Genomic DNA, 20490 nt, shown 5'->3' with positions numbered 1-20490 from the left:
CTAAAGGGTCGGGTTACTTAGTAGTGATTTTTAGCAGAGTATCACTCAGAGCAACCGGGCCAACCTCACCGGTGACGTCCTCGAACTTCACGGTGTTAGTGACCAGCACGGGGGTAACCAGCGGGTAGCCGGCTTCGGTGATAATAGCCGGATCAAAGGTAAGGAGCACATCACCTGCGGCAACCTGCTGGCCCTTCTCAACCTTCACATCGAAGCCCTTGCCAGCCAGGTTCACGGTGTCAATACCCACGTGAATCAGCAACTCAACGCCGCTATCCAGCTTGAGGCCAACAGCGTGACCCGATGACATGGTTGCGGTGACCTTACCTGCAGCAGGAGCCACCACGGTGTTACCGGTAGGTTCAATAGCCGCACCCTTGCCCAGCTTTGCTGCGGCGAAGATGGGATCGGGAACCTCAGACAGCGGAATAGCGCGTCCTTCAAGGGGAGCACTCAGAACAATTTCAGTTTCTGAATCGCTAGCCCAGGGAGCTGCGGCAGCTGAGGTTGCGGCCCCGACAGTAGCAGCAGCGGCGGGCGCAGCAACAGAAGCGGCAGGAGCAGCTGCGGGAGCTACGGCAGACTCGGTGGTGTCAGTGGTTGAAACTGCTGCCGTGCGGGCCGCATCAGACTCAGCGCGCTGGGTCTTTGACTCGTAACCGAAGATCAGTACACCAGCCATAGCACCGAAGAAGGCGATAGCAAGACCGATAGCGTAAAGCGCTGAGGGCTGCATAGCGGGGATGGAGAGCAGTGAGGTGAAAGCGAAAGCGTAGGACTTAACACCCAGTGCTGAGATGGTTGCACCACCGATGATAGCGGGAACCAGAATCAGGGGGAAGACGCGCTTGTAACGCAGAACCACACCGTAGAGGGAGGGCTCAGAGATACCGCCCAGCAGACCGGATGCGGCAGCGCCGGTAGCGGTCTGGCGCAGTTCCTTGTTGTTTTTAGCGCGGATAGCAACACCGGTGACTAGGCCAAAGACTGCGAAGTTGTAAGCGCCCATAGGAGACTGGATGAAGTCGGTGCCCATAGTCTGCAGGTTGTTAATCATGACGGCGTTCAGCGGCCAGTGCAGACCCAGGGGAACCATGAAGAGGTACAGACCGGCGATCAGACCACCGACGAGCCAGGGGGCTACCTCGTTGACGTTACCAATGACGTCCGAAATACCTAGTGCGAAGCGGATACCGATGGGGCCAACCACGAAAGCAGTCAAGGGAACCAGGATCATCACAGAAATCATGGGAACAAAGACCATGTGCAGCATGGTGGGGATGACCTTCTTAAGGAAGCGCTCAAGGGGAGCCAGTAGGGCAGCAGCGAAGAGCGGCGGGAAGATCTGACCGGTGTAGTTGAAGACGTAGAGCGGGATCTCTAGACCGAAGAAGGGAACCTGAACAACACCGTCAACGGCGATGTCCTGGAAGCCCTGGAAGGTGCCAGTCATCAGAGCAGCGGGGATAGCCGCACCAACCCACATGTTAGCGCCCAGACGCTTAGCAGCGGTTGCACCAATCATGATAGGCATGAACTGCAGGACCGAGAGAGAAGCTGCCAGCAGAATGAACCAGAAGGGGAAAGCAGCACGCCACTCGTTAAGCATGGCAGCTGCAGCTTCGGGGTCTGACAGGCGGGGGCCGTTGACGATGTCAATGTTGACAACCTGGCCGGTGAGGTCGGTGTACTGACCGAAGAAACCAAACTGCTGCAAGAAGACGATCAGGGTAAGGATCATCGAGGTACCCAGTAGCGCCCAGAGGAGGGGGCGGAAGGAATCAGACAGGACATCAAAGACGCGGGTGAGGATGCCGGGCTTGTTGCCCTCATGCTCAGTGTTAGCGTCCACAGTGCCGCCGCCTAGATTACTCATGCCGGGGAGCTTGAGCATCTCGTTGTAGACACCCTCAACCTTATCGCCCAGAACAACCTGGGTCTGGCCGGACTGCTCAATGATAGAGAGGACGCCGGGGATCTTCTCAATTTTGGTCTTATCGATAGCCGCATTGGACTGAGGGGTGACACGCAAGCGTGTGGCGCAGTGCGTGAAGTGAGAGATGTTCTCGGGGCCGCCCAGGCCCTCGAGGATGCTCTCGCCAATCTGTGAGTTATTCACGGATCTTTCCTTCGTGTGAGGTGCGGGTTGCTACCGGCTACTGCCTTCAATGGCAAAGATGAGGTGGCTTTTTAACACCAAAAAGACCTGAGCTGTATACTTTCCCCCGCCCCACAAGGAGGTAGAGCTATACTCTTCATCTTGAACTTCGGTGGAGATACACCGATGGCCTAAAGAGTTGTAAACAACCCAGGTCTTGCCTGCTTAACCAGTAACAATCCTGATGATTGAAATGAAGTTTTTCTGAGGTATGAGCCCCATTCGCATAAAACGATACTCCGCTTATGGGCGGTGTGCAAGCCTATTTTTCGGGTGGAAAGAACGCCCCACGTGGCAGAGTGGGCGGTGACTAGACCTGCTTGCATCCTGATTCGATGTGACTAGTGTATCTGAGCTCTATCTGCGGCTTCCACTGCTTCTGGGTGCTTGGCACGGAGCCATGCCCCGTGTAAACGCAGGTTAACTTCCAGCAATAAGCACCCCAAGGCGGCAGAAGCCAGAGTTACCAGTAAATATGCCCCCTGAGGCATGGAGAACTGGTGGTACCAGAGCGAAGGGGGTAGCAAGAGAACTAGAATCAGGCCTGCATACATGCCACCCACAATAGCTAGTCCCACCACCTTAAAGGGACGCAGGACGGTGCTGATGTTGTAGATGCCCATCAGCGCCAGTGCACTGAAGGTCGCTGTCTGCAGGTGCATCGTGCTCTCGCCCTGGGTTCTGCCATAGCCATTGACGAAGACCAACACGCAGGTAATCACCAACGCTGCGGGCAGTGCGAAATGTAGGGCACGTTGCAAGAAGCCGCTGACGTAGTGGCGTGTATTGGGCAGCATGGTTATGAGGAAGGCAGGCCCGCCCACAATGAGCAAATCAGCGGTGGAGTACTGGCGGGGGAGGAAGGGGAAGTTCCAGCACAGTAGACCCAGGGTAATGCCCAAAAGGATGGCGAAGGCGGTCTTAGTGAGGAAGAGATTAGTGACCCGCTCGATGTTGGCGATAATTTTGCGCCCCTCGGCAAGCACGCCCGGCAGGCGGTCAAACCTGCCATCCAACAGAATCAAACGCGAAACTGCCTTGGTGGCAGGGGCGGCATTGCCCATAGCTATGCCTAAATCGGCATGTTTCAAAGCTAGAGCATCATTAATGCCGTCGCCCGTCATAGCAACGGTGCGCCCCTGAGATTGCAAAGCCAGCACCATATTCTTCTTCTGCTCGGGTGAGACTCTGCCAAAGACGCTGTTGTTTATGGCTGCTTGTGCTAACTTTTCACCGGTTTCAGGCAGTGTAGAGGCATCAACAGCGCCGGAGGTGACATCCATACCTGCTAGACGAGCAGCAGCGGCCACGGTCCGGGGGTTGTCGCCGGAGAAAACCTTGAGATCAATGCCCTGCTCCCTAAAGTAGGCGAGGGTAGCGGGAGCCTCTGCGCGCACCTGCTCACGGAAGGTCACAAAAAGCTGGGGTGTTAGCTGAGATGGGAGCATCCGGCTTACCTTGCCCTCCTCGCGGGCGAGCGCGGGTGCATGTGCAAGCACCATAGTACGCAAGCCACTGGTGGCTAGGTGCTCAGCTGTTTGCCTAGCCGGGTGCTTGACGGGGAGCAGAGCCTCTGGTGCCCCCAGCACCCAAGCGCCTGTGTCGGCGAACTCCACAGCAGAAAAGCGAAGGGCAGAGGAAAAGGGCAGGACGCCGGTCGCTACAAGTGCAGGTACTTCACCGAAAGCGGGGTGCAGGGCGGCAGCGGTGGGGTTCGCGTTCTCATCAGCGCCAAACCAGGCTAGAGCACCCTGCCAACCCGTCACCGTGCCGGGAACGCTGATGCTCTGCCCTTCTGCTGTGAGCCGGGTGCCGACATCCTCACCCGGTGAAAGGTCAAGTGGTAGAACGCTGTTGAAGGCAACGCCGCCCTCGGTCAGCGTACCGGTCTTGTCAAAGCAGACGGTATCTACGCGGGCCAGCATCTCAACGGCGGGCTGCTCCTGAATCAGTACCTCGGTGCGGGCCAGCTTGACTGAGGCCACCGCAAAGGAAATCGTGGTCATCAGAGCTAGACCCTGGGGAATCATGGCAGCCACCGATGAGACAGAAGTAATCAGGGCATCACGCCAGGTGCCAGAATCAAGGGCCACCTGCCAGCCGCCAGCGGCCTGCATCTGCCCGTTGAGCACAATCGCGATAATGGGAACCAGCGCCCAGGTAATCCAGGTCACCACCCGCTCCATACCCGTGCGAAGCTCCGAATGAATGGTGGTGAACTCGCGAGCCTCGGCTGTAATCTTAGCGGCACGGGAGGCCGCCCCCACCGCCGTTAGTCGCACCCTACCCGAGCCGCCAATCACAGAGGAGGCCGACAGGACGCCGTCCCCCGGCTGCTTACCCACGGGGTCGTTTTCACCGGTCAGCAGGGATTCATCGAGATCCAGCCCGTCGCTGGTGAGTACCACAGCATCGGCAGGGACCTGATCCCCGCGCTTGAGCAGAACTACGTCATCGAGAACCAGCTCATCGAGGCCAACCGGTACCAGCTTGCCATCGCGTAGGGCGGTAGCCGGGTCGCGGCGTAGCAGGGCAATGCGGTCGAGCTGGCGCTTAGCAGAGAACTCCTGGGTAAAACCGATAACCACGTTGGCAATAGCAGCTAAGAGAAAGAGCGTATCAAGCCAGGACCCCACCAGAATCACGGCCAAACCACAGAGACCCAGCACCAGGTTAAACATGGTGAAAAGGTGGGTGCGAATGATGGTGGCAGTGGAGCGGGAGGTCGCATTATTCTGCGTGTTGACCAGCCCAGCGATCTGACGCTCAGCCACCTGCTGATTGCTCAGCCCACCGACTTCAAGGGCGCTGTCTGGAGGGGTACTCACATTCACGCGGTGGGGTGCAGCGGGCGTCATAAAGGCTCCTGGGGCAGAGGGACGAGGCAACAAGTGCCATACCCTACTAGCCTAGCGGGATAGAAACGTAGGGCACCTCAGCCGAGAGTATGAATTCCGCCCTGCTCACCCCTCGTCCGGGGATAGAGACCGGTCCATGAAACTATCGGCCGCTCCATCGTATGACGTTCCTGCCAGCATTTTGATGGACCAGAGGCTGGTGAGATGAGGGAAGGACGCCGGCCACGCACCTGCCTGCCCGAAGGCAGGGGAGGGGCGCGGCGGCGTCCTTCTGCAGTGTAGCTAGCGACTAGCTGGGGGCAACCTCGCCGAAGTGGCGGGCTAGGGTGCCCTCGTGGGCTTCACGCAGCTCGTTCAGGTTGATTTCAGCCTCGCCCTGGATTGCCAGAGCGTTAGACTCAGCGTCCACTACGCCAATGCGGGCGAAGGGGTAATCGCGGGCGGTGCACATGTCTTTGAAGCGAACTTCCTCGGAACGGGGTACGGATACAACCACGCGACCCAGGGACTCTGAGAAGAGCAGAGTGAAGAGGTCGATACCGTCACGCTCGGCAACCTCACCCAGACCCACGCGTGCACCCACGCCAAAGCGCAAGCAAGCCTCAGATAGGGCAGCCACTAGGCCACCTGCTGAAACGTCGTGAGCGGCATCAATCATGCCGTCACGGCTCATGTTCACCAGCATGTCGCCCAGCAGCTTCTCAGCAGCCAGATCAACCTTGGGGGGCAGGCCGCCCAGGTGACCCTTGTAGCGGGCCCACTCAGAACCATCCAGCTCATCGGCGGTGGTGCCCAGCAGGTAGATAGCCTGACCGTCGTGCTCCGGAGCCCACCCTGAGGGGGTGCGACGGGTGACATCATCCATGACACCCATCATGGCAACTACGGGGGTGGGGTTAATAGCCTGATCGCCGGTCTGGTTATAAAGCGAAACGTTACCGCCGGTCACGGGCACACCTAGTTCCATACAACCATCGGCAATACCGCGAACAGCCTCAGCGAACTGCCACATGACATCCGGATCCTCGGGGGAACCAAAGTTCAGGCAGTCAGAGACAGCCACGGGGCGGGCACCCACCGTAGCGACGTTGCGGTAAGCCTCAGCCAGGGACGCACGTGCACCCTCGTAGGGGTCCAGCTTGGTGAAGCGGGGGTTGGCATCGGTGGCCAGGGCAACACCCAGGCCGGTCTCTTCATCCACACGAATCACGCCAGAATCATCGGGCATCGACAGGGCGGTGTTGCCCTGGACGTAGCGGTCGTACTGGTTGGTGATCCAGGACTTGGAGCACATGTTGGGGGCGGCCATAAAGGCCTTGATGGCCTCGCCCAGTTCAGCGCCGGTGGGGCGGGCATCGTCCGCCTCGGAGCCGGTGAACTTATCGGCCTGCAGCCCGTCCTGCCACTCGGGGCGGGCGTAGGGGCGTTCGTAGGTGGGGCCGTCGTGGGCGACAGTCTTGGGGTCAACGTCCACGATGATCTCGCCCTGCCACTCGATGGTCAGGCGACCGGAGCCGGTAACCTCACCCAGAATGGAGTATTCAACATCCCACTTCTTCATGATGTCTTCGAAGCGGCTTAGGTTCTCGGGAGTTACGACGGCCATCATGCGCTCCTGGGACTCAGACATGAGAATCTCGCCCGGGGTCAGGGTGGGATCACGCAACAGAACCTTGGTGAGATCAACGTGCATACCGCCGTCACCGTTAGAGGCCAGCTCGGAGGTTGCGCAGGATATACCCGCGGCGCCGAGGTCCTGAATGCCCTCAACGATGGAGTTCTTGAAGAGCTCTAGGCAGCACTCAATCAGCACCTTCTCAGCGAAGGGGTCGCCCACCTGAACGGCGGGGCGCTTGGAGGGCTTGGTGTCGTCGAAGGACTCTGATGCCAGAACTGAAGCGCCGCCAATACCGTCGCCACCGGTGCGGGCACCGAAGAGGATGACCTTGTTGCCGGTGCCCGAAGCGTTAGCGGTGCGGATGTCCTCGTGGCGCATGATGCCCACAGCCAGGGCGTTGACCAGGGGATTGGCCTGGTAACACTCGTCGAACTCAACTTCGCCGCCGATGTTGGGCAGGCCCAGGGAGTTGCCGTAGCCGCCCACACCGGAAACAACGCCGGGCAGGACGCGGGCGGTGTCGGGGTGATCAATCGCACCGAAACGCAGGGGGTCCATGACGGCCACGGGGCGTGCACCCATGGAGATGATGTCACGCACGATACCGCCCACGCCGGTTGCTGCACCCTGGTAGGGCTCAACGTAGGAAGGGTGGTTGTGGGACTCAATCTTGAAGGTAACGGCCCAGCCGTTGCCGATGTTAGTCACGCCGGCGTTCTCGCCGATGCCCACCATCAGGTCCTTCTTCATCTCGTCGGTGACCTTGGCGCCGAACTGCTTGAGGTGCACCTTGGAGGACTTGTAGGAGCAGTGCTCCGACCACATGACCGAGTACATGGCCAGCTCAGCGGCGGTGGGGCGTCGCCCTAGAATCTTCTTGACGTCCTCAAACTCGTTCTCCTTGAGGCCCAGCTCAGCCCAGGGCAGCTCGGTATCGGGGGTAGCAGCGGCGTGCTCAACGGTGTCGAGGTTAAACTTCTTTTCGCTCATTAGTACATAAATCCTTTAGAAACCAGCGCTTAGGCGCCCACGAGCTTGTTGAGAACAGAGGTGAAGACGCCCAGACCGTCTGCGCCACCGCGCAGGGCAACGGTGCCAAAACCTGAGGACGAGGGGCCAAAGCCCGGCTCCACAGCGTGCTCGGGGTGGGGCATCAGGCCCACCACATTGCCGCGTTCATTTGAGATTCCGGCAATATCGTTGCGCGACCCGTTGGGGTTGACATCAACATAGCGGAAGACCACACGGTTCTCAGCTTCAAGTGCTTCAAGAGTTTTGGCATCAGCGACGTACTGGCCGTCCTGGTTCTTCAGGGGCACGACGATGTCCTGCCCAGTCTCAAAATCACTGGTCCAGAAGGTCTGGTTGTTCTCAATGCGCAGGGTCTGATCACGGCAGATGAACTTGCGGTGATCATTCTTAATCATGGAACCGGGCAGCAGGTGGGTTTCGGTCAGAATCTGGAAACCGTTGCAGATGCCCAGCACGGGCAGGGGGTTTTCGCTGGCCTGAGCGGCCTCTACTACCTTGCTCATGACCGCTGCCTTGGCGGCAATAGCGCCGGCACGCAGGTAATCACCATACGAAAAACCGCCGGGGACGATGACGGCATCTACATCGTGGAGGTTTGCCTCATCGTGCCACAGCGGTACGGGTGTGCCACCGGCTAAGCGGATAGCGCGGCTTGCGTCGCGGTCATCCAGAGTTCCGGGGAAAGTGATAACACCGACGCGCACACCTGCTAGAGCGCCATCGGGGGTGTCTTGTGAGAAGTCCCCCACCAGGGGCACTTCGTGAGCTGCAAGTGACTCTGCCATAGGTCTTAGTCCTCCAGAGCTTCGACGTTCACAACGTCTTCAATCACGGGGTTAGAGAGCAGCTCTTCAGCGGCCTGACGTGCCTGAGCTAGAAGTTCCTCGGTCACTGCGCCCTCAACGGTGAGCTCAAAACGCTTGCCCTGGCGGACGTCGGTAAAATTCGACAATCCGATGCGGGGGAGCTCGTTCGCAATAGCCTTACCCTGGGGGTCTAGGATTTCGGGCTTGAGCATAACATCAACAACAATACGGGCCATGAATGGGCACTCCTTGGGTGCTGGAATCTATATAGAGCCAGGTCTCATTTTACACAGTAAAGGTGGTGCCCAGCACTCTAGGGGTGCGAGTCGAGCGGCCCGTGGGAGGGTGCTCTACCCCGGATGTGAACGAAATTGCTTTTGCTGTCTGGTCCACCCCCCACCGGTTGAGGAAAAAACCGGCCCAGATTTAGGCGGCAGCACCGTTGTGAAAGTGGGCGCTATCTTCACCAGGATGGATATGACAACTACTGGCCAAATCTCAGCAAAAGGCCCTGCTCAACATGAGGGCTAATAAAGCTTCTTGAAACTCTGCAGGGAATCACGCGATTCAGTGGTGCGGTTCGTCAACACAGCGGCAAAGCGCTCTACCTCCTCAGGAGTGAACCAAAGACCGGGCTTACCCTCCACGGGGGTGAGCCCGCCTTCTTCTACCCAGCTCAGCACCGAGTACTCGTTAACACCCAGCTGCTGGGCTACCTGCATAATATTTAGTTCGGTCATGGGTTTCTCCTTTTCCTAGAATGACGGGGGCCAGGGCCCCCAGGGACTAGACCGCTTGCCGGCCTGCAGGGGCTGGCAGTGCGGCGTTCAGCTGAGCAAGAAGCTGCTGACGCAGCTGCACCGATTTTGCAGCAAAGGCACGCTGGGTGCGGGTATAAGCCAGCTTGCCCTCGGCGGTTTCAATCTTGACCGGCTCATAGCCCCAACTCTGAAGATCATAGGGTGCTGCTTTCATATCCAGCTCCCGTATCTCCCAGGCCAGGTCAAAGCAGTCCATCAGTAGCTCTGAACTAATGAGCGGTAAGAGTTTGTAGGCCCACTTATAGATATCCATATTGGCGTGTAGGCAGGCTGGTTGCTCCATGTCACGCTGGGTTTGACGGGTAGGTTGCAGCTCGTTGAATGAGCGCGCCTGGGGCATGAAGAAACGGAAAGCATCAAAGTGGGTGCAGCGAATATTGTGGCTTTCAACCACCGCATCGGTGCCGTCGGCTCCTAGGCGCAAGTCAAGGTAGTCGTGGCGGATGTTGTTCTCAACCGACTTGTAGGCCATGGCCCATTCGTGCAGACCAAAGCAGCCAAAGAAGCCGGGCTGGGCGGCTGTTTTGCCCAGGATGATGCGGGTGAAGTCAACAGCCGAGGCGCGTTGAGTGGCGAATGCGTCAAGATCAACGGTCATTGCGGTGCCCTCGCTGGCTAGGCGAGCTGCCTCGTCCGCATCTAACCCACCGGCGAGCAACTCAGTCTCGGTGGCAGGGCGGTAAAACTTCCAGTCAGCGCGGCTGGCGGCGTCCAGCAAGATGACGTCGGCGCCCGGGTGCCAGCGCATGAACTGACCGGGCTTGAGGGTGTAGTAGGTGAAGAGAAAGTCTTCTACCGGGTGCTTCTCACCCCGCTCGCGCCGCTGAGCAAAGGGCAAGGCATAGCGCCCGGAACGCTCCTGGTGCGCTCGCTCTAAAACCTGCCACTGCTGCGCTGGGAGAATCTGCATGGGCACCATTCTACCGAGGTACAAAAAACCCGTGTAGCTAGCAGAAGCGCCAGCCACACGGGCTACTGGTGCAGGTCTCTAAACCCTAGCGGCCGGTGCCGCCGTAAACGGTGGCTTCCTGCTCAGCGTCCAGACCGAAAGCGGTGTGCACAGCGCGTACAGCTTCATCAAGGTGATCAATATCAGTGATGACCGAGATGCGGATTTCGGAGGTTGAAATCATCTCGATGTTCACCCCGGCTTCACGCAGGGCATCAAAGAAAGCGAAGGAAACACCGGGGTTAGCCTTCATGCCTGCACCCACCAGGGAGAGCTTGCCAATGGAATCGTTGTACTTGATCTCTTCAAAACCAAGCTCAGCCTTGTGGTTGGTTAGCACCTCAACGGCTTTGCCGCCCTGCGCCTGGTCACAGGTGAAGGAAATATCAGTGACATCAGAGCGGTCGGTTGAAACGTTCTGCACGATCATGTCCAGGTTGACGTTGGACTCGTTGAGCAGCCCAAAGACCTTAGCCGCCGAACCGGGCACATCGGGAACACCAACAACGGTGACCTTAGCCTGGCTACGGTCATGGGTGACACCAGAAATCAGTGGCTGTTCCAAGGGGATCTCCTTTAGGTTTTCAAACTCAAATTCTTCGGGGTTATCGGGGATGACGATGGTGCCCTCATTCTGAGAGAAAGAGGAGCGCACGTGCAGTTTCAGGTTGAAACGGCGGGCGTATTCCACGGAGCGCAGGTGCAAAATCTTAGCGCCGTTAGCTGCTAGCTCAAGCATCTCTTCACTGGTGACAGTGTCCAGTTTACGGGCTGATGGGACCACACGGGGGTCTGCTGAGTAGACGCCGTCCACATCGGTGTAGATTTCGCAGACATCAGCGTCCATAGCGGCAGCTAGTGCGACGGCAGTGGTGTCGGATCCGCCGCGGCCCAGGGTGGTAATGTCCCCGGTCTGCCGGTTCATCCCCTGGAAGCCAGCAACAATAGCGATGTTGCCTTGAGAAATTGAGGTTTGGATGCGGTTGGGGTTGACCTCAACGAGACGTGCAGAGCCGTGCACACCGTCAGTAATCATGCCAGCCTGTGAGCCGGTGAAGGACTGCGCTTTAGCGCCTAGAGAATTCACTGCCATTGCCAGCACTGACATGGAGATGCGCTCACCGGCGGTCAGCAGCATATCGAGTTCACGGGAGGGGCCGGGCGCCCTGCCGGTGACCTCCTCTGCCACATCTAGAAGGTCATCGGTGGTGTCGCCCATCGCAGATACAACCACAACGACGTCATTGCCAGCCTTCTGGGTGTCCACGATGCGGCGGGCTACGCGTTTAATGCCGTCTGCATTCGCGACAGAAGACCCACCAAACTTTTGGACAATCAGGCTCATTGAACTTCTCCAATACCGTTGTGATACTTACCGGCTGATTTTCCGGTTGAGTCAATGTTACGTGTGGTGGCCGTTTATGAACTATTTTTGCTCACATAACGGTAATGCTACGCACGTGACGGCAGAAGCCGCCGGGGCTGTCGGGGCGGCGGGTGCTTGCCCGAGCGCGGAGCATGGGCTACCTTGTACAACAGGCGGGCCCCACCGCCTCGCGCCCGGTTTGGAGCCCTAGCCTCCCGCCCAACGGCGCCAAGGGATGAGTAATCTCTGGGGTTGATACTGGTTTTCCGACTGGAGAAGCAGGCTAGGGGTGCAGAAAAGTCGATGTACCAATGACTCAGAATAAGAACTTCAAAACCCTGGTGCGCGCCCGCATGGCAGAAACCGGGCTGAACTACACGGCCGCCCGGGCGCTCGTCCTCACTGAGAAAGCTGAACAGGCGCGGGCCGCAGAAGCCGAACACCGCACCGTAGTGGGCCGATTTTTCAAGGACGGCGCGCTCACCAGCTTCCCCGCTAAACGCAAGGCGAGGGCTCACGTGCTGCTCTACCTGGTTAACTACTTTGACCCCGGGGTGGAGTACAGCGAGAAGCAGATTAATGAAACCCTGAAGGCTTTCTGGCCCGATTTTGCTTACCTGCGCCGCGAACTGGTGGACTACGGGTACCTGAAGCGCAATGACCTGACCGGGGTGTACTGGCTGACCAAACTGGCCCCGGATCGCTGGGAAACCGTGCTACACGCCGAGGCCCCGGAATGGGAAAGCATCTGGCTACCTGCCTACCTGAACGGGGACGTCCCGCGTTTCACGCTCAAACAACGGGGGTAAGCCCCGTGAGTCTTAGACAACGAATATTGACTAACCGTGCACAGGGCTCAGCGGAAGGAGACACTACGGCTCAACGGGTTCTGCTGTTAGGGATTTTTGTCTCAGCAGCCGGTGCCTCCCTGGCCTCCATCGGCTTTTCCTTGCTGGCAGCCCAGAGCGGGCAGTCTTCGCTTCTTGCTGCGGTACTGGCAGCTAACCTGGTGCCGACGGTTCTTTTTGGTCTGGTCGGCGGGCATATCTCTGACCGCTATATGGCATGGTGGTGGTGGCCAGCGTCCTTGGTGCTTGCCGCTGTCATCACGCTACTGATGGCGATAACGCTTGATTGGGTGGTGATCATTGCTGGTTGCGCTCTCATTAGCTCCTGTGCTGCCCTGGTTGGCCCGGTAGCTCATAAACTGGTTGCCCACTATTCCGCTAATTCTGCGCGCACGGGCTCGCAGCTTGCTGTGGTTCAGGGGGCAGCGGGAGTGCTGGGAGTCGCGGCAGGTGGAATGAGTTTCGGAGCCGGCGCCCTACGCACCATGCTGGTTATTGATGCCATCGCTATGCTGCTCTTAGCGTTAGTCGGTGTGATGCTGGCCCGGCAGGGAGCGCTGGCGCGGGATGAGCGCCCGCACAAGATTCAGCTCACCCAGGGGCTGCGGCTCCTTAGCTCCCCGCGTGCGTTTGGGAGCCTGGGCCTCCTGCTGATTATCACTACCGTCACCAGTACCTCCCTGGATGACGTCTCTGGCATCTTTGCCCTGACACGCGACCTGGGTCTTTCACCCACGCAGTATGGTTTCGCATCAGCCTCCTGGGCCGTGGGGATTGTGGCAGGTAGCTGGCTGGGCAGTTGTATTACTGAAAAACCCCTGGTCTACTACCCTCTGGTAGCCCTTCCTATTGGACTGGCTATCGGCGCGGTAGGGCTCCTTCAGCCGGGGTTTACCACTATTATGGTGCTCTTCGCTGCTGGTGGGGTAGGTAATGGGGCCTTTAACGCGCTGACTAACCGGGTGATTCTCTCGTCAGTGCCTGAGCACCAGCAAGGCCGTGCCTGGGCTGGCTTCCGCTGGATTGTCTACGTCTGTCTGCTCAGTGGCTACGCCCTGGGAGCTGCGTTGGGTTCACAGTATGCACTGCACCTCATGGCCTACGGCGGTAGCGCCCTAGTGCTTTCTGCGCTGGCAAATGTCCTAGGACGCGTTGTTCTTGCCCGTGGGGGATGTGAATAGCCGTAGGTGGTTAGGTCCAGGGGTTGACGTAGGTTTTGCCGGGAATCGGTGGAATGGTAGGTGCTACCGTACGCAGGGGCGTTTTCTTGAGCTCATCGAGCTTCTGCTCGTAAGCCTCACGGCGTTCCTGCGCTTGCCCTGCTTCACCGCTAGTATCAGCCTCTTCGGTTTCTGGGGCGCTCAGCCCTTCTTCGGCTTCAAAGGCTGCGGCCGCTACCCGCTCGGCGCGTTCTTCGGGCGATAGCTCGCCGGGCACCGGCTGTGCAGGTGCCTCTTCTGCCGGTAGGTCCTGGGTGACTTCTTCTTGAGCTTCCAGCCCGGCTTCTTCCACCTCTGCTTCTAGCAGGGGGCCATTGAGGTCAGACTGCTCACCGCGCGGTGGCTTGTGCTGATCCGTATCCTGCTGATTCTCCGGGGCATTAGAGTCTGCGCCTAAATCGTCAAACATCGAACCGGACCAGCGGGTACGTGGCTTGCTTTCAACCTCCTCGGCTAGCTTCTGCTGAGCTTCCTTTTCGATGGCAGCTTCGAAATCCTGGGCAGAGTTATCGGTGAGGGCGCGGTTGCCTTCGCTGATTACGCGCCGCCCCTCTAGGGCTCGTCCCAGGGTAATTTCATCGGCGTACTCAAGATCGCCGCCCACCGGCAGACCGGAGGCCAGGCGGGAAACCCTAATGCCAATGGGCACCAGAAGACGCGAGAGGTAGGTGGCGGTTGCCTCGCCCTCAAGGTTGGGGTCCATAGCAAGAATCAGCTCGTTGATGCGTTCATCGGAAAGCCGTGCCACGAGTTCACGAATGCGCAACTGCTCAGGGCCGATACCCGCCAGGGGGTTAATGGAGCCACCGAGTACGTGATAGCGGCCGGTAAAGGAGCGGGTGCGCTCAATGGCAACAACGTCTTTAGACTCTTCGACCACGCACAGGGCTGTGACATCACGGCTCTCGTCCCTGCAGATTGCGCAGAGCTTGGTCTCAGAGACGTTGCCGCAAATCTCGCAGAAGCTCACGGTCTTCTTCACCCGTGTGATGGCATCGGTGAGTTTCTGCATCTCTTCTGCCTCAGCGTCGAGGATGTAGAAGGCAATGCGCTGGGCAGATTTAGGGCCTACACCGGGCAGCCTGCCCAGCTCGTCAATGAGGTTTTGAACGGCGCTTTCGTACACAAAAAATCCTTAGGGTAGGGGCAGCTTAGGAGGGCTGGTGCAGGGGCTGCTCACCGATGACCTTGCCGCCCAAAATTTTCTCCACCGCTCGTTGCCCAATGAGGGTGCTCGACTCAAGCGCTACATCCTCGTCGCTGGGGGCGAAATCTTCGTCAGCCTGGGGCTCCTGCGGCTTTTCTGGCTGTTGCTGAACTGCCCGCTGGCCTGCAGCGATATGCGCTGCGTGGCGTTCGCGGAAGGAGAGCTTGCCGCTCTTCTTCTCGGTTTTCTCGGGCTTTTCTTGCCCGGACGCCGAGCGAGGGGCGGCAGTTTCAGGGGAAACATAGCCTACTCCCGCGACATACTCGGGTTCAGGCTCTGGGGCATCATCAAAATAACCGCCCTCGTAGCCTGCGTACTCGTGCGCCAGAGGGGCGCCCTGCGTAGAGGCTCCCGGTGTCTGTTCCGCAGGTTCGGGGTTGTCTGACTGGTTGATATCAGCATTATTGGTTTCCTTATGCCCGGCTTCGGCCAGACCATCAGAGACCGGTACCGGTTCGGTAGATACAGCGTGCCCGCTGCCCTCTACAGTCTGCTGATCTGAACCTTCATGAGCTGAAACTGTTGGTTCAGTGCCCCGGTTTTCGTGAGCCTGATCCTCTGCCTTGGCTTGGTCGGCATCAGGGGTTGACCCATCAGAGTCCTCTTCATCGGCGTCCTCGGTGACATCGGGTGCCAGGGACATGCTTCGTCGCTCCGCGGACCCCCCTGAAGAGGGGTGGTGGGCCTTAGCCAGTTCCACCGGGTCAACATCACCCTTGATGACGCGCAGGTGCGGGGTAGTAGGCGGGTTAGGGTCCTCGCGGGGAACCTCGGTGCCACCCTGCGCTGACGCCGCGGACTGCTCATCTTGCCCGCCGTCCTGAGCAGGTGCCGAGCCAGCGGGGATAGGTGCAACGTTCCAGGAGGTAACAGGTTTGTTCCAGTCGTCCTGGCTCCAGGCAGGAGGCGCTTCACTGCGGGGCTGACCGTGGGAAGCCCACGCCTGCTCACCGCCGCGCGGCCCCTCAGCAATAGGCACAGCCTGCTGCGGGGTGCTCGGCGCAGGGGTATTGCTATCACCGGCTGGTTGTGGGCCGCGGGCTGGGGCGTCTGTGCCCCCACCGGGCTTCTTGACCTCGCCACGAATCTGAACCTGCAAATCGAGTACGGTCTGCAGGGCCTTTTGTAGCTGCGGCAGATAATCCTTGACCTGGCGAAGCACTGCAATTTCGGCACGAATAAAGAGCGCACCTTGTTCGAACCGCACCGGCTCGCACTTCTCAAAGCCAGCACGCGCAAAGGCAGAGGGGATTTTAGCTAGCACGTCGTTCCAGGAGTTAGCCACCAAATCTACGGTGTTCTCACCGCTTGCCCCGGAGGTCACCTGCCGGGGAGCTGGCCGCTGGGGAGCTGCCTGGTACCTCGCGCCGGGCTTGCCTGTTGTCTGCCCGCCGTTGACGAGCGGGGCGGCAGCGAGTGGAGCGCTCGCGAGCGGAGCAGGTGCCTGCTGAAGGGGGGCCGCATTAGGAGGGGTAGGTTCTGGGCTGCGCTGCGCAGCTGCTGCCGACGCGGCGGCTTCTTGCATCGCCCGGGGCTCCTGCTGAGCTGTCTGTTGCTTGAATACCTGCCCTCGGGCCGGTGTAGTAAAAGTTCCGCTGGCTAGCTTACGTTCTAGCTGGTCCAGGCGGGCAGCGAGGGAGGCCGCTGAAGAATCAGTGGCAGCTACCAGGATGCGGGCGCAGAGAAGCTCCAGGTGTAGCTGGGGATTGACCGCCCCGCTCATTTCGTTGAGTGCATCATTAGTAACGTCTGCTGCACGGGTTAGTTCGGCGGAGCCCAGCTTCTCAGCTTGCGCGCGCATGCGTTCTAGCTGATCCTCTGCCATGCCACGCAGAATCGAGGCGGCTGACCCCGGCACCGCTTTGATAATAATGAGATCGCGGAAGCGTTCTAGCAGGTCCTCGACAAAGCGGCGGGGATCTTGGCCAGTCTGAATGACGCGGTCTACAGCGGTGAAAACCGTGCCAGCGTTGCCGGAGGTGAAGGCGTCAATGACGTCATCGAGTAGCTCACCGTGGGTGAAGCCCAACAGGGCAACAGCCAGATCATAGGAGATACCCTGCCCTTCTGTAGCACCAGCCATGAGCTGATCCAGGATAGAGAGTGAATCACGTACAGAACCGCCACCGGCACGCACTACCAGGGGGAGGACGCCATCAGCTACCTGCACGCCCTCTTGAGCGCAGAGCTGCTGAAGGTAGGCGCCCAGGGTTTCGGGTGGCACGAGACGGAATGGGTAGTGGTGGGTACGCGAACGAATGGTGCCCAGAACCTTGTTGGGTTCGGTGGTCGCAAAAATAAACTTGATGTGTTCCGGAGGTTCTTCCACAATCTTGAGCAGGGCGTTGAAGCCCTCGCGGGTGACCATGTGCGCCTCGTCAATAATAAAAATCTTGTAGCGGTCACGTACCGGGGCGAAGGTGGCACGTTCACGCAAGTCGCGGGCGTGGTCCACACCGCCGTGGGAGGCGGCGTCCATTTCTATAACGTCGAGGGAACCGCCGCCGTCTCGCGAAAGTTCCTTGCAGGATTCGCACTGCCCGCAGGGGGTGGGTGTGGGGCCTTCTGCGCAGTTGAGGCAGCGTGCCAGAATGCGGGCGGAGGTGGTTTTACCGCAGCCGCGCGGGCCCGAGAAGAGGTAAGCGTGGTTGACGCGGTTCTTTTCTAGGGCGGTTGAGAGCGGTTCGGTGACGTGCTCCTGCCCGATGACGTCGGCAAAGGACTCAGGGCGGTAACGGCGGTACAGCGCAGTGCTCACAACAAAACCTTCCTAGGGATGCGTAAAAAGCTCACGCCGCAGGGGTCATGCGGGGATTCGCATCCGGCGCGGGCATGCTCTTAACAGTGTAGTGCTGGTGACTGACATTATAAGAACCGGGGTAAACCGCCCCAGTAGGTTTTGGGCAAAATAAGACCCCCTACGCACCCGTCAGAGCCCAGATACCCTTGCTGCCTTCCGGCCCTGGGGGAGTTTTCCAAGATAACGCCACGTAAGGGGCACCCATTACTGTACCGTAAGCCCCTAGAAAACACAAAAGGAAATTCACCTCGTTGCCCATACTCGCTGAGCGTGTCTGTGAGTATGAATCTGGGCTAGATTTGCGGTGACGCCTAACCTTGGGTAGACTTCTATCTGTTGTCTTTCGTGAAGCTGTTTTCAGCTAAGCAACACGCCTGGAGGATTCGCCTAGCGGCCTATGGCGCACGCCTGGAACGCGTGTTGGGTTCACGCCCTCGGGGGTTCAAATCCCCCATCCTCCGCTGACCGGCTCGGACGCCCACTTGTCTCGAGCCGGTCTTTTTTTACCCAAAAAGCCAGGGGCTAAAGCAAACGTTCAACCCCGCGGCGGGTCAGTTCTAGGATGAGGGGAGCGGGCGTGAGAGCTTGCTCCAGTTGTACCAGCCGTAGAGGCTATTGGCGATAAAGCCGGCGTACATAGCCATGATGGCTAGGTTGCCCCCACCATCCACCGTGGACCAGAGGTAAATCTGCACCGCGTTGAGCACTAGCCAGCCCACCCACTGCTCACGGAAGCGGAAGACCATGAGAATCTGCGCCATTACCGCGATGATTGTTGTGAACCCATCTACGTACGGCTGATTTGATCCCCACTGGGTCAAAAGATAGCCGTAGCCCCATGTCAGAAGCCCAAGGATAAGCAGTGCAAGCCCTATCTGGGGCAGGCTAAGGCGCCGTGTAATTACGTCACGCGGCTCATCCTCAAGGGTGGAGGTAGCTACGCGCTGTGCCCGTGATTTTTCAACCCGCATATTTTTGCGCCATATGTAGAGGCCCCAGAACTGGGTGATCACATAGAAAGCCGCGATGGTAATTTCACCGATGAAGTAGGCCTGAAAAGCCAGAATCAGGTAGGGAACATTCTGGATGACCCCAAAGAAATAGTTTGAAATTCTGCCCTTGCCCACCAGAATCACGCAGATCATGCCTGCAACAGCAGTAACGGCGCTCAGCCAGCCCTCAAAAACTGTGGTGCTCACCAGAATTTGTAGACCAATCAGCGTAGCGAAGAAGACTTTCTCAAAGGGGGTATAGCCCGTAAAAAGGTCGGTGTGCACAGCCCGGATGGTGCGGGCTAGAGGGTTCTGTGGGTGCGCAGGGGCGGTGACAAGGGGCATGAATAGCTCCACGGTGTGAAAGGGGGTGGGTCAAAGAAAGTTAAGCCAGAAGGGGGCTGACGGCGGCCTTGGCTTGTTCGTAGCGTTCTGCGTAATCAGAGCCGTCCAGCATCACTAGCCGGTCTGTTAGCCCCGCTAAGCGGACTTCATGCAGCATGCGCTGGGAAATATCGTTGAGGTAGTGATCTGACGTATTGGTCTCGGATCGGAAACCGTCACGGGTGTAGTTGGCGGAGCCTACCGGCGGTATGAAGAGAATGAGGTCCCAGCGGGCTTTAGCGATGAGGGAATCAGCCATGGGAAGCAAGGACTGGTAGTCGGCGGACGAGAGCGCGCTAGCGGGGTCTTCTGCACTCATCTGAGCGTAGGCCTTGGCCACCATAGTGTCGGTATCCATGAGTGCCAGCCCGCGGTTGCCGGGGTTGTCAATGGTTTCCCGGTTGAGATTGAACTGGCCGGTGAATACGTTCTGGTAGTCCAGCAGGTCATAATCTTCGTCGCGAATATTAGCTTCCACCTGATAGCTGCGCGCGTACTCAAAGAGGCTTATTCAAAAGGGGTCTTCTGGTGAAGCAAGATCAGCTCACCAGAGACCCCTCTCGCCCGGTCTCATAAAAGGCTATGAGGAGGAATCGAGCTTAACCAGGGAGAGGTCAAATTCAAGCGTAATTTTATCGGCAACCATTACGCCGCCGTTATCAAGCACCTGGTTCCACTTAAGTCCCCAGTCTTTACGGTTAATACGGCGGGTTCCCTCTAGGCCAGCGCGCGTGTTACCGAAGGAGTCTTCGCTAATACCGGTGAGTTCTAGCGGAATTGAGATAGCCCGCGTAACCTCACGGATGGTAAGGTTTCCGGTCACGATAAAAGCGCCTTCATCAATTTCATCAACAGTCGTTGAGGAGAAGGTGATCGTAGGGTAGGTTTCAGCATCAAAGAAGTCAGCACCCATCAAGTGCTGGTCCCGATCACCGCTACGGGTTTCGAGGCTGTCGACGTGAAGCACAATATTTACTTCGCTTTCACCCTGCCCGACATCTTTAATATTGGCCTTACCTTCAAATTGACCAAATTCGCCACGTACTTTAGTGACCATTGCGTGACGAGCTGAGAACCCAAAACGGGAGTGCTGAGCGTCAACATCCCATTGTCCGATGAAATCCGGATTCATAATCTAATTTAATTCTTTCGTTTTAGGGTTCGCGTTTAATTTAGGTTTACGCAGCTTTTAAATTCTAGGTCTTACTTGGGACAACAGGTACAGGTAAGACATCAAAAATCTGCATGTAATTATAACAATATAAACCGCTTCTCCCCTACCTGTAAATACACTGAGACGTACTGAGGCTTATTCAAAAGTAGGAACACACCCACACCCCACCAACTAGACAACGGCCCCACCAGCGGCAAAAATAAGAGGATTAAATCACTACAAATAACCTCAAGCCATACCGGAAGAACCGTTGCTCC

Annotated in this window: 16 protein-coding genes, 1 tRNA gene and 1 other RNA gene; 3 read left to right on the top strand and 15 right to left on the bottom strand. The window is 58.3% G+C overall.

Annotated features, from left to right (window positions below):
- Positions 1–13: 13 nt before the first annotated feature.
- From ABD982_RS08265 to ABD982_RS08230, 8 genes are all read right to left on the bottom strand, one after another.
- Complete coding sequence (locus ABD982_RS08265) at positions 14–2119, bottom strand: glucose PTS transporter subunit IIA (RefSeq protein WP_345446367.1); 2106 nt, start codon at positions 2117–2119, stop codon at positions 14–16.
- A gap of 380 nt (positions 2120–2499) precedes the next feature.
- The gene (locus tag ABD982_RS08260) at positions 2500–5016 is read right to left on the bottom strand and encodes an HAD-IC family P-type ATPase (RefSeq protein WP_345446365.1); all 2517 of its coding nucleotides are present in this window, start codon (positions 5014–5016) and stop codon (positions 2500–2502) included.
- A gap of 289 nt (positions 5017–5305) precedes the next feature.
- Positions 5306–7624 carry a phosphoribosylformylglycinamidine synthase subunit PurL gene (purL, locus tag ABD982_RS08255; protein ID WP_345446363.1) on the bottom strand — a complete coding sequence of 773 codons (2319 nt, stop codon included), beginning with the start codon at positions 7622–7624 and terminating at the stop codon, positions 5306–5308.
- 29 nt (positions 7625–7653) lie between these two features.
- Positions 7654–8451, bottom strand: a complete 798-nt coding sequence (purQ, locus tag ABD982_RS08250; RefSeq protein WP_345446362.1) for a phosphoribosylformylglycinamidine synthase subunit PurQ — start codon at positions 8449–8451, stop codon at positions 7654–7656.
- 5 nt (positions 8452–8456) lie between these two features.
- Positions 8457–8708, bottom strand: coding sequence for a phosphoribosylformylglycinamidine synthase subunit PurS (gene purS, locus ABD982_RS08245; protein ID WP_237203285.1), 252 nt, complete (start codon positions 8706–8708; stop codon positions 8457–8459).
- 291 nt (positions 8709–8999) lie between these two features.
- The gene (locus ABD982_RS08240) at positions 9000–9212 is read right to left on the bottom strand and encodes a MerR family transcriptional regulator (protein WP_345446359.1); all 213 of its coding nucleotides are present in this window, start codon (positions 9210–9212) and stop codon (positions 9000–9002) included.
- A gap of 46 nt (positions 9213–9258) precedes the next feature.
- Positions 9259–10203 (bottom strand): 3-methyladenine DNA glycosylase, encoded by a 945-nt coding sequence (locus ABD982_RS08235; protein ID WP_345446357.1) that lies wholly within the window; start codon positions 10201–10203, stop codon positions 9259–9261.
- A gap of 85 nt (positions 10204–10288) precedes the next feature.
- A complete protein-coding gene (locus ABD982_RS08230) occupies positions 10289–11587 on the bottom strand; it encodes an aspartate kinase (RefSeq protein WP_345446355.1) in 1299 nt (432 codons plus the stop codon).
- A 332-nt stretch (positions 11588–11919) separates the two neighbouring features.
- Here ABD982_RS08230 and ABD982_RS08225 point away from each other — a divergent pair, with 332 nt between their 5' ends.
- Complete coding sequence (locus ABD982_RS08225) at positions 11920–12417, top strand: DUF2087 domain-containing protein (RefSeq protein ID WP_345446353.1); 498 nt, start codon at positions 11920–11922, stop codon at positions 12415–12417.
- Between the two features lie 26 nt (positions 12418–12443).
- Positions 12444–13637, top strand: coding sequence for an MFS transporter (locus ABD982_RS08220; RefSeq protein WP_345446351.1), 1194 nt, complete (start codon positions 12444–12446; stop codon positions 13635–13637).
- A 10-nt stretch (positions 13638–13647) separates the two neighbouring features.
- Here the strand turns inward: ABD982_RS08220 and recR are convergent, their stop codons facing one another.
- From recR to ffs, 3 genes are all read right to left on the bottom strand, one after another.
- The gene (recR, locus tag ABD982_RS08215; RefSeq protein WP_345446350.1) at positions 13648–14802 is read right to left on the bottom strand and encodes a recombination mediator RecR; all 1155 of its coding nucleotides are present in this window, start codon (positions 14800–14802) and stop codon (positions 13648–13650) included.
- A gap of 25 nt (positions 14803–14827) precedes the next feature.
- Positions 14828–17641 (bottom strand): DNA polymerase III subunit gamma and tau, encoded by a 2814-nt coding sequence (locus ABD982_RS08210; RefSeq protein WP_345446349.1) that lies wholly within the window; start codon positions 17639–17641, stop codon positions 14828–14830.
- A 148-nt stretch (positions 17642–17789) separates the two neighbouring features.
- Positions 17790–17886: signal recognition particle sRNA small type (gene ffs, locus ABD982_RS08205), an RNA gene on the bottom strand.
- Positions 17887–18059: 173 nt separating this feature from the next.
- Between ffs and ABD982_RS08200 the strand changes: the two genes are divergently transcribed.
- Positions 18060–18144 (top strand) — tRNA-Ser (locus ABD982_RS08200).
- A gap of 96 nt (positions 18145–18240) precedes the next feature.
- Here ABD982_RS08200 and pnuC read toward each other — a convergent pair.
- The 4 genes from pnuC to ABD982_RS08180 all read right to left on the bottom strand — a co-directional run.
- A complete protein-coding gene (gene pnuC / locus ABD982_RS08195) occupies positions 18241–19020 on the bottom strand; it encodes a nicotinamide riboside transporter PnuC (protein ID WP_345446347.1) in 780 nt (259 codons plus the stop codon).
- A gap of 40 nt (positions 19021–19060) precedes the next feature.
- The gene (locus tag ABD982_RS08190; protein WP_345446346.1) at positions 19061–19537 is read right to left on the bottom strand and encodes a hypothetical protein; all 477 of its coding nucleotides are present in this window, start codon (positions 19535–19537) and stop codon (positions 19061–19063) included.
- Positions 19538–19639: 102 nt separating this feature from the next.
- Positions 19640–20191, bottom strand: coding sequence for a YceI family protein (locus ABD982_RS08185; RefSeq protein ID WP_237203463.1), 552 nt, complete (start codon positions 20189–20191; stop codon positions 19640–19642).
- 119 nt (positions 20192–20310) lie between these two features.
- Positions 20311–20490 (bottom strand): hypothetical protein (locus ABD982_RS08180; RefSeq protein WP_345446343.1); only part of this gene is annotated, 180 nt, incomplete at its 5' end.

This window comes from Rothia endophytica (assembly GCF_039543885.1).
Taxonomy (GTDB): Bacteria; Actinomycetota; Actinomycetes; order Actinomycetales; family Micrococcaceae; genus Rothia; species Rothia endophytica.
The sequence above is the reverse complement of the archived record's forward strand: the minus strand, read 5'-3'. Positions and strand labels throughout refer to the sequence as shown.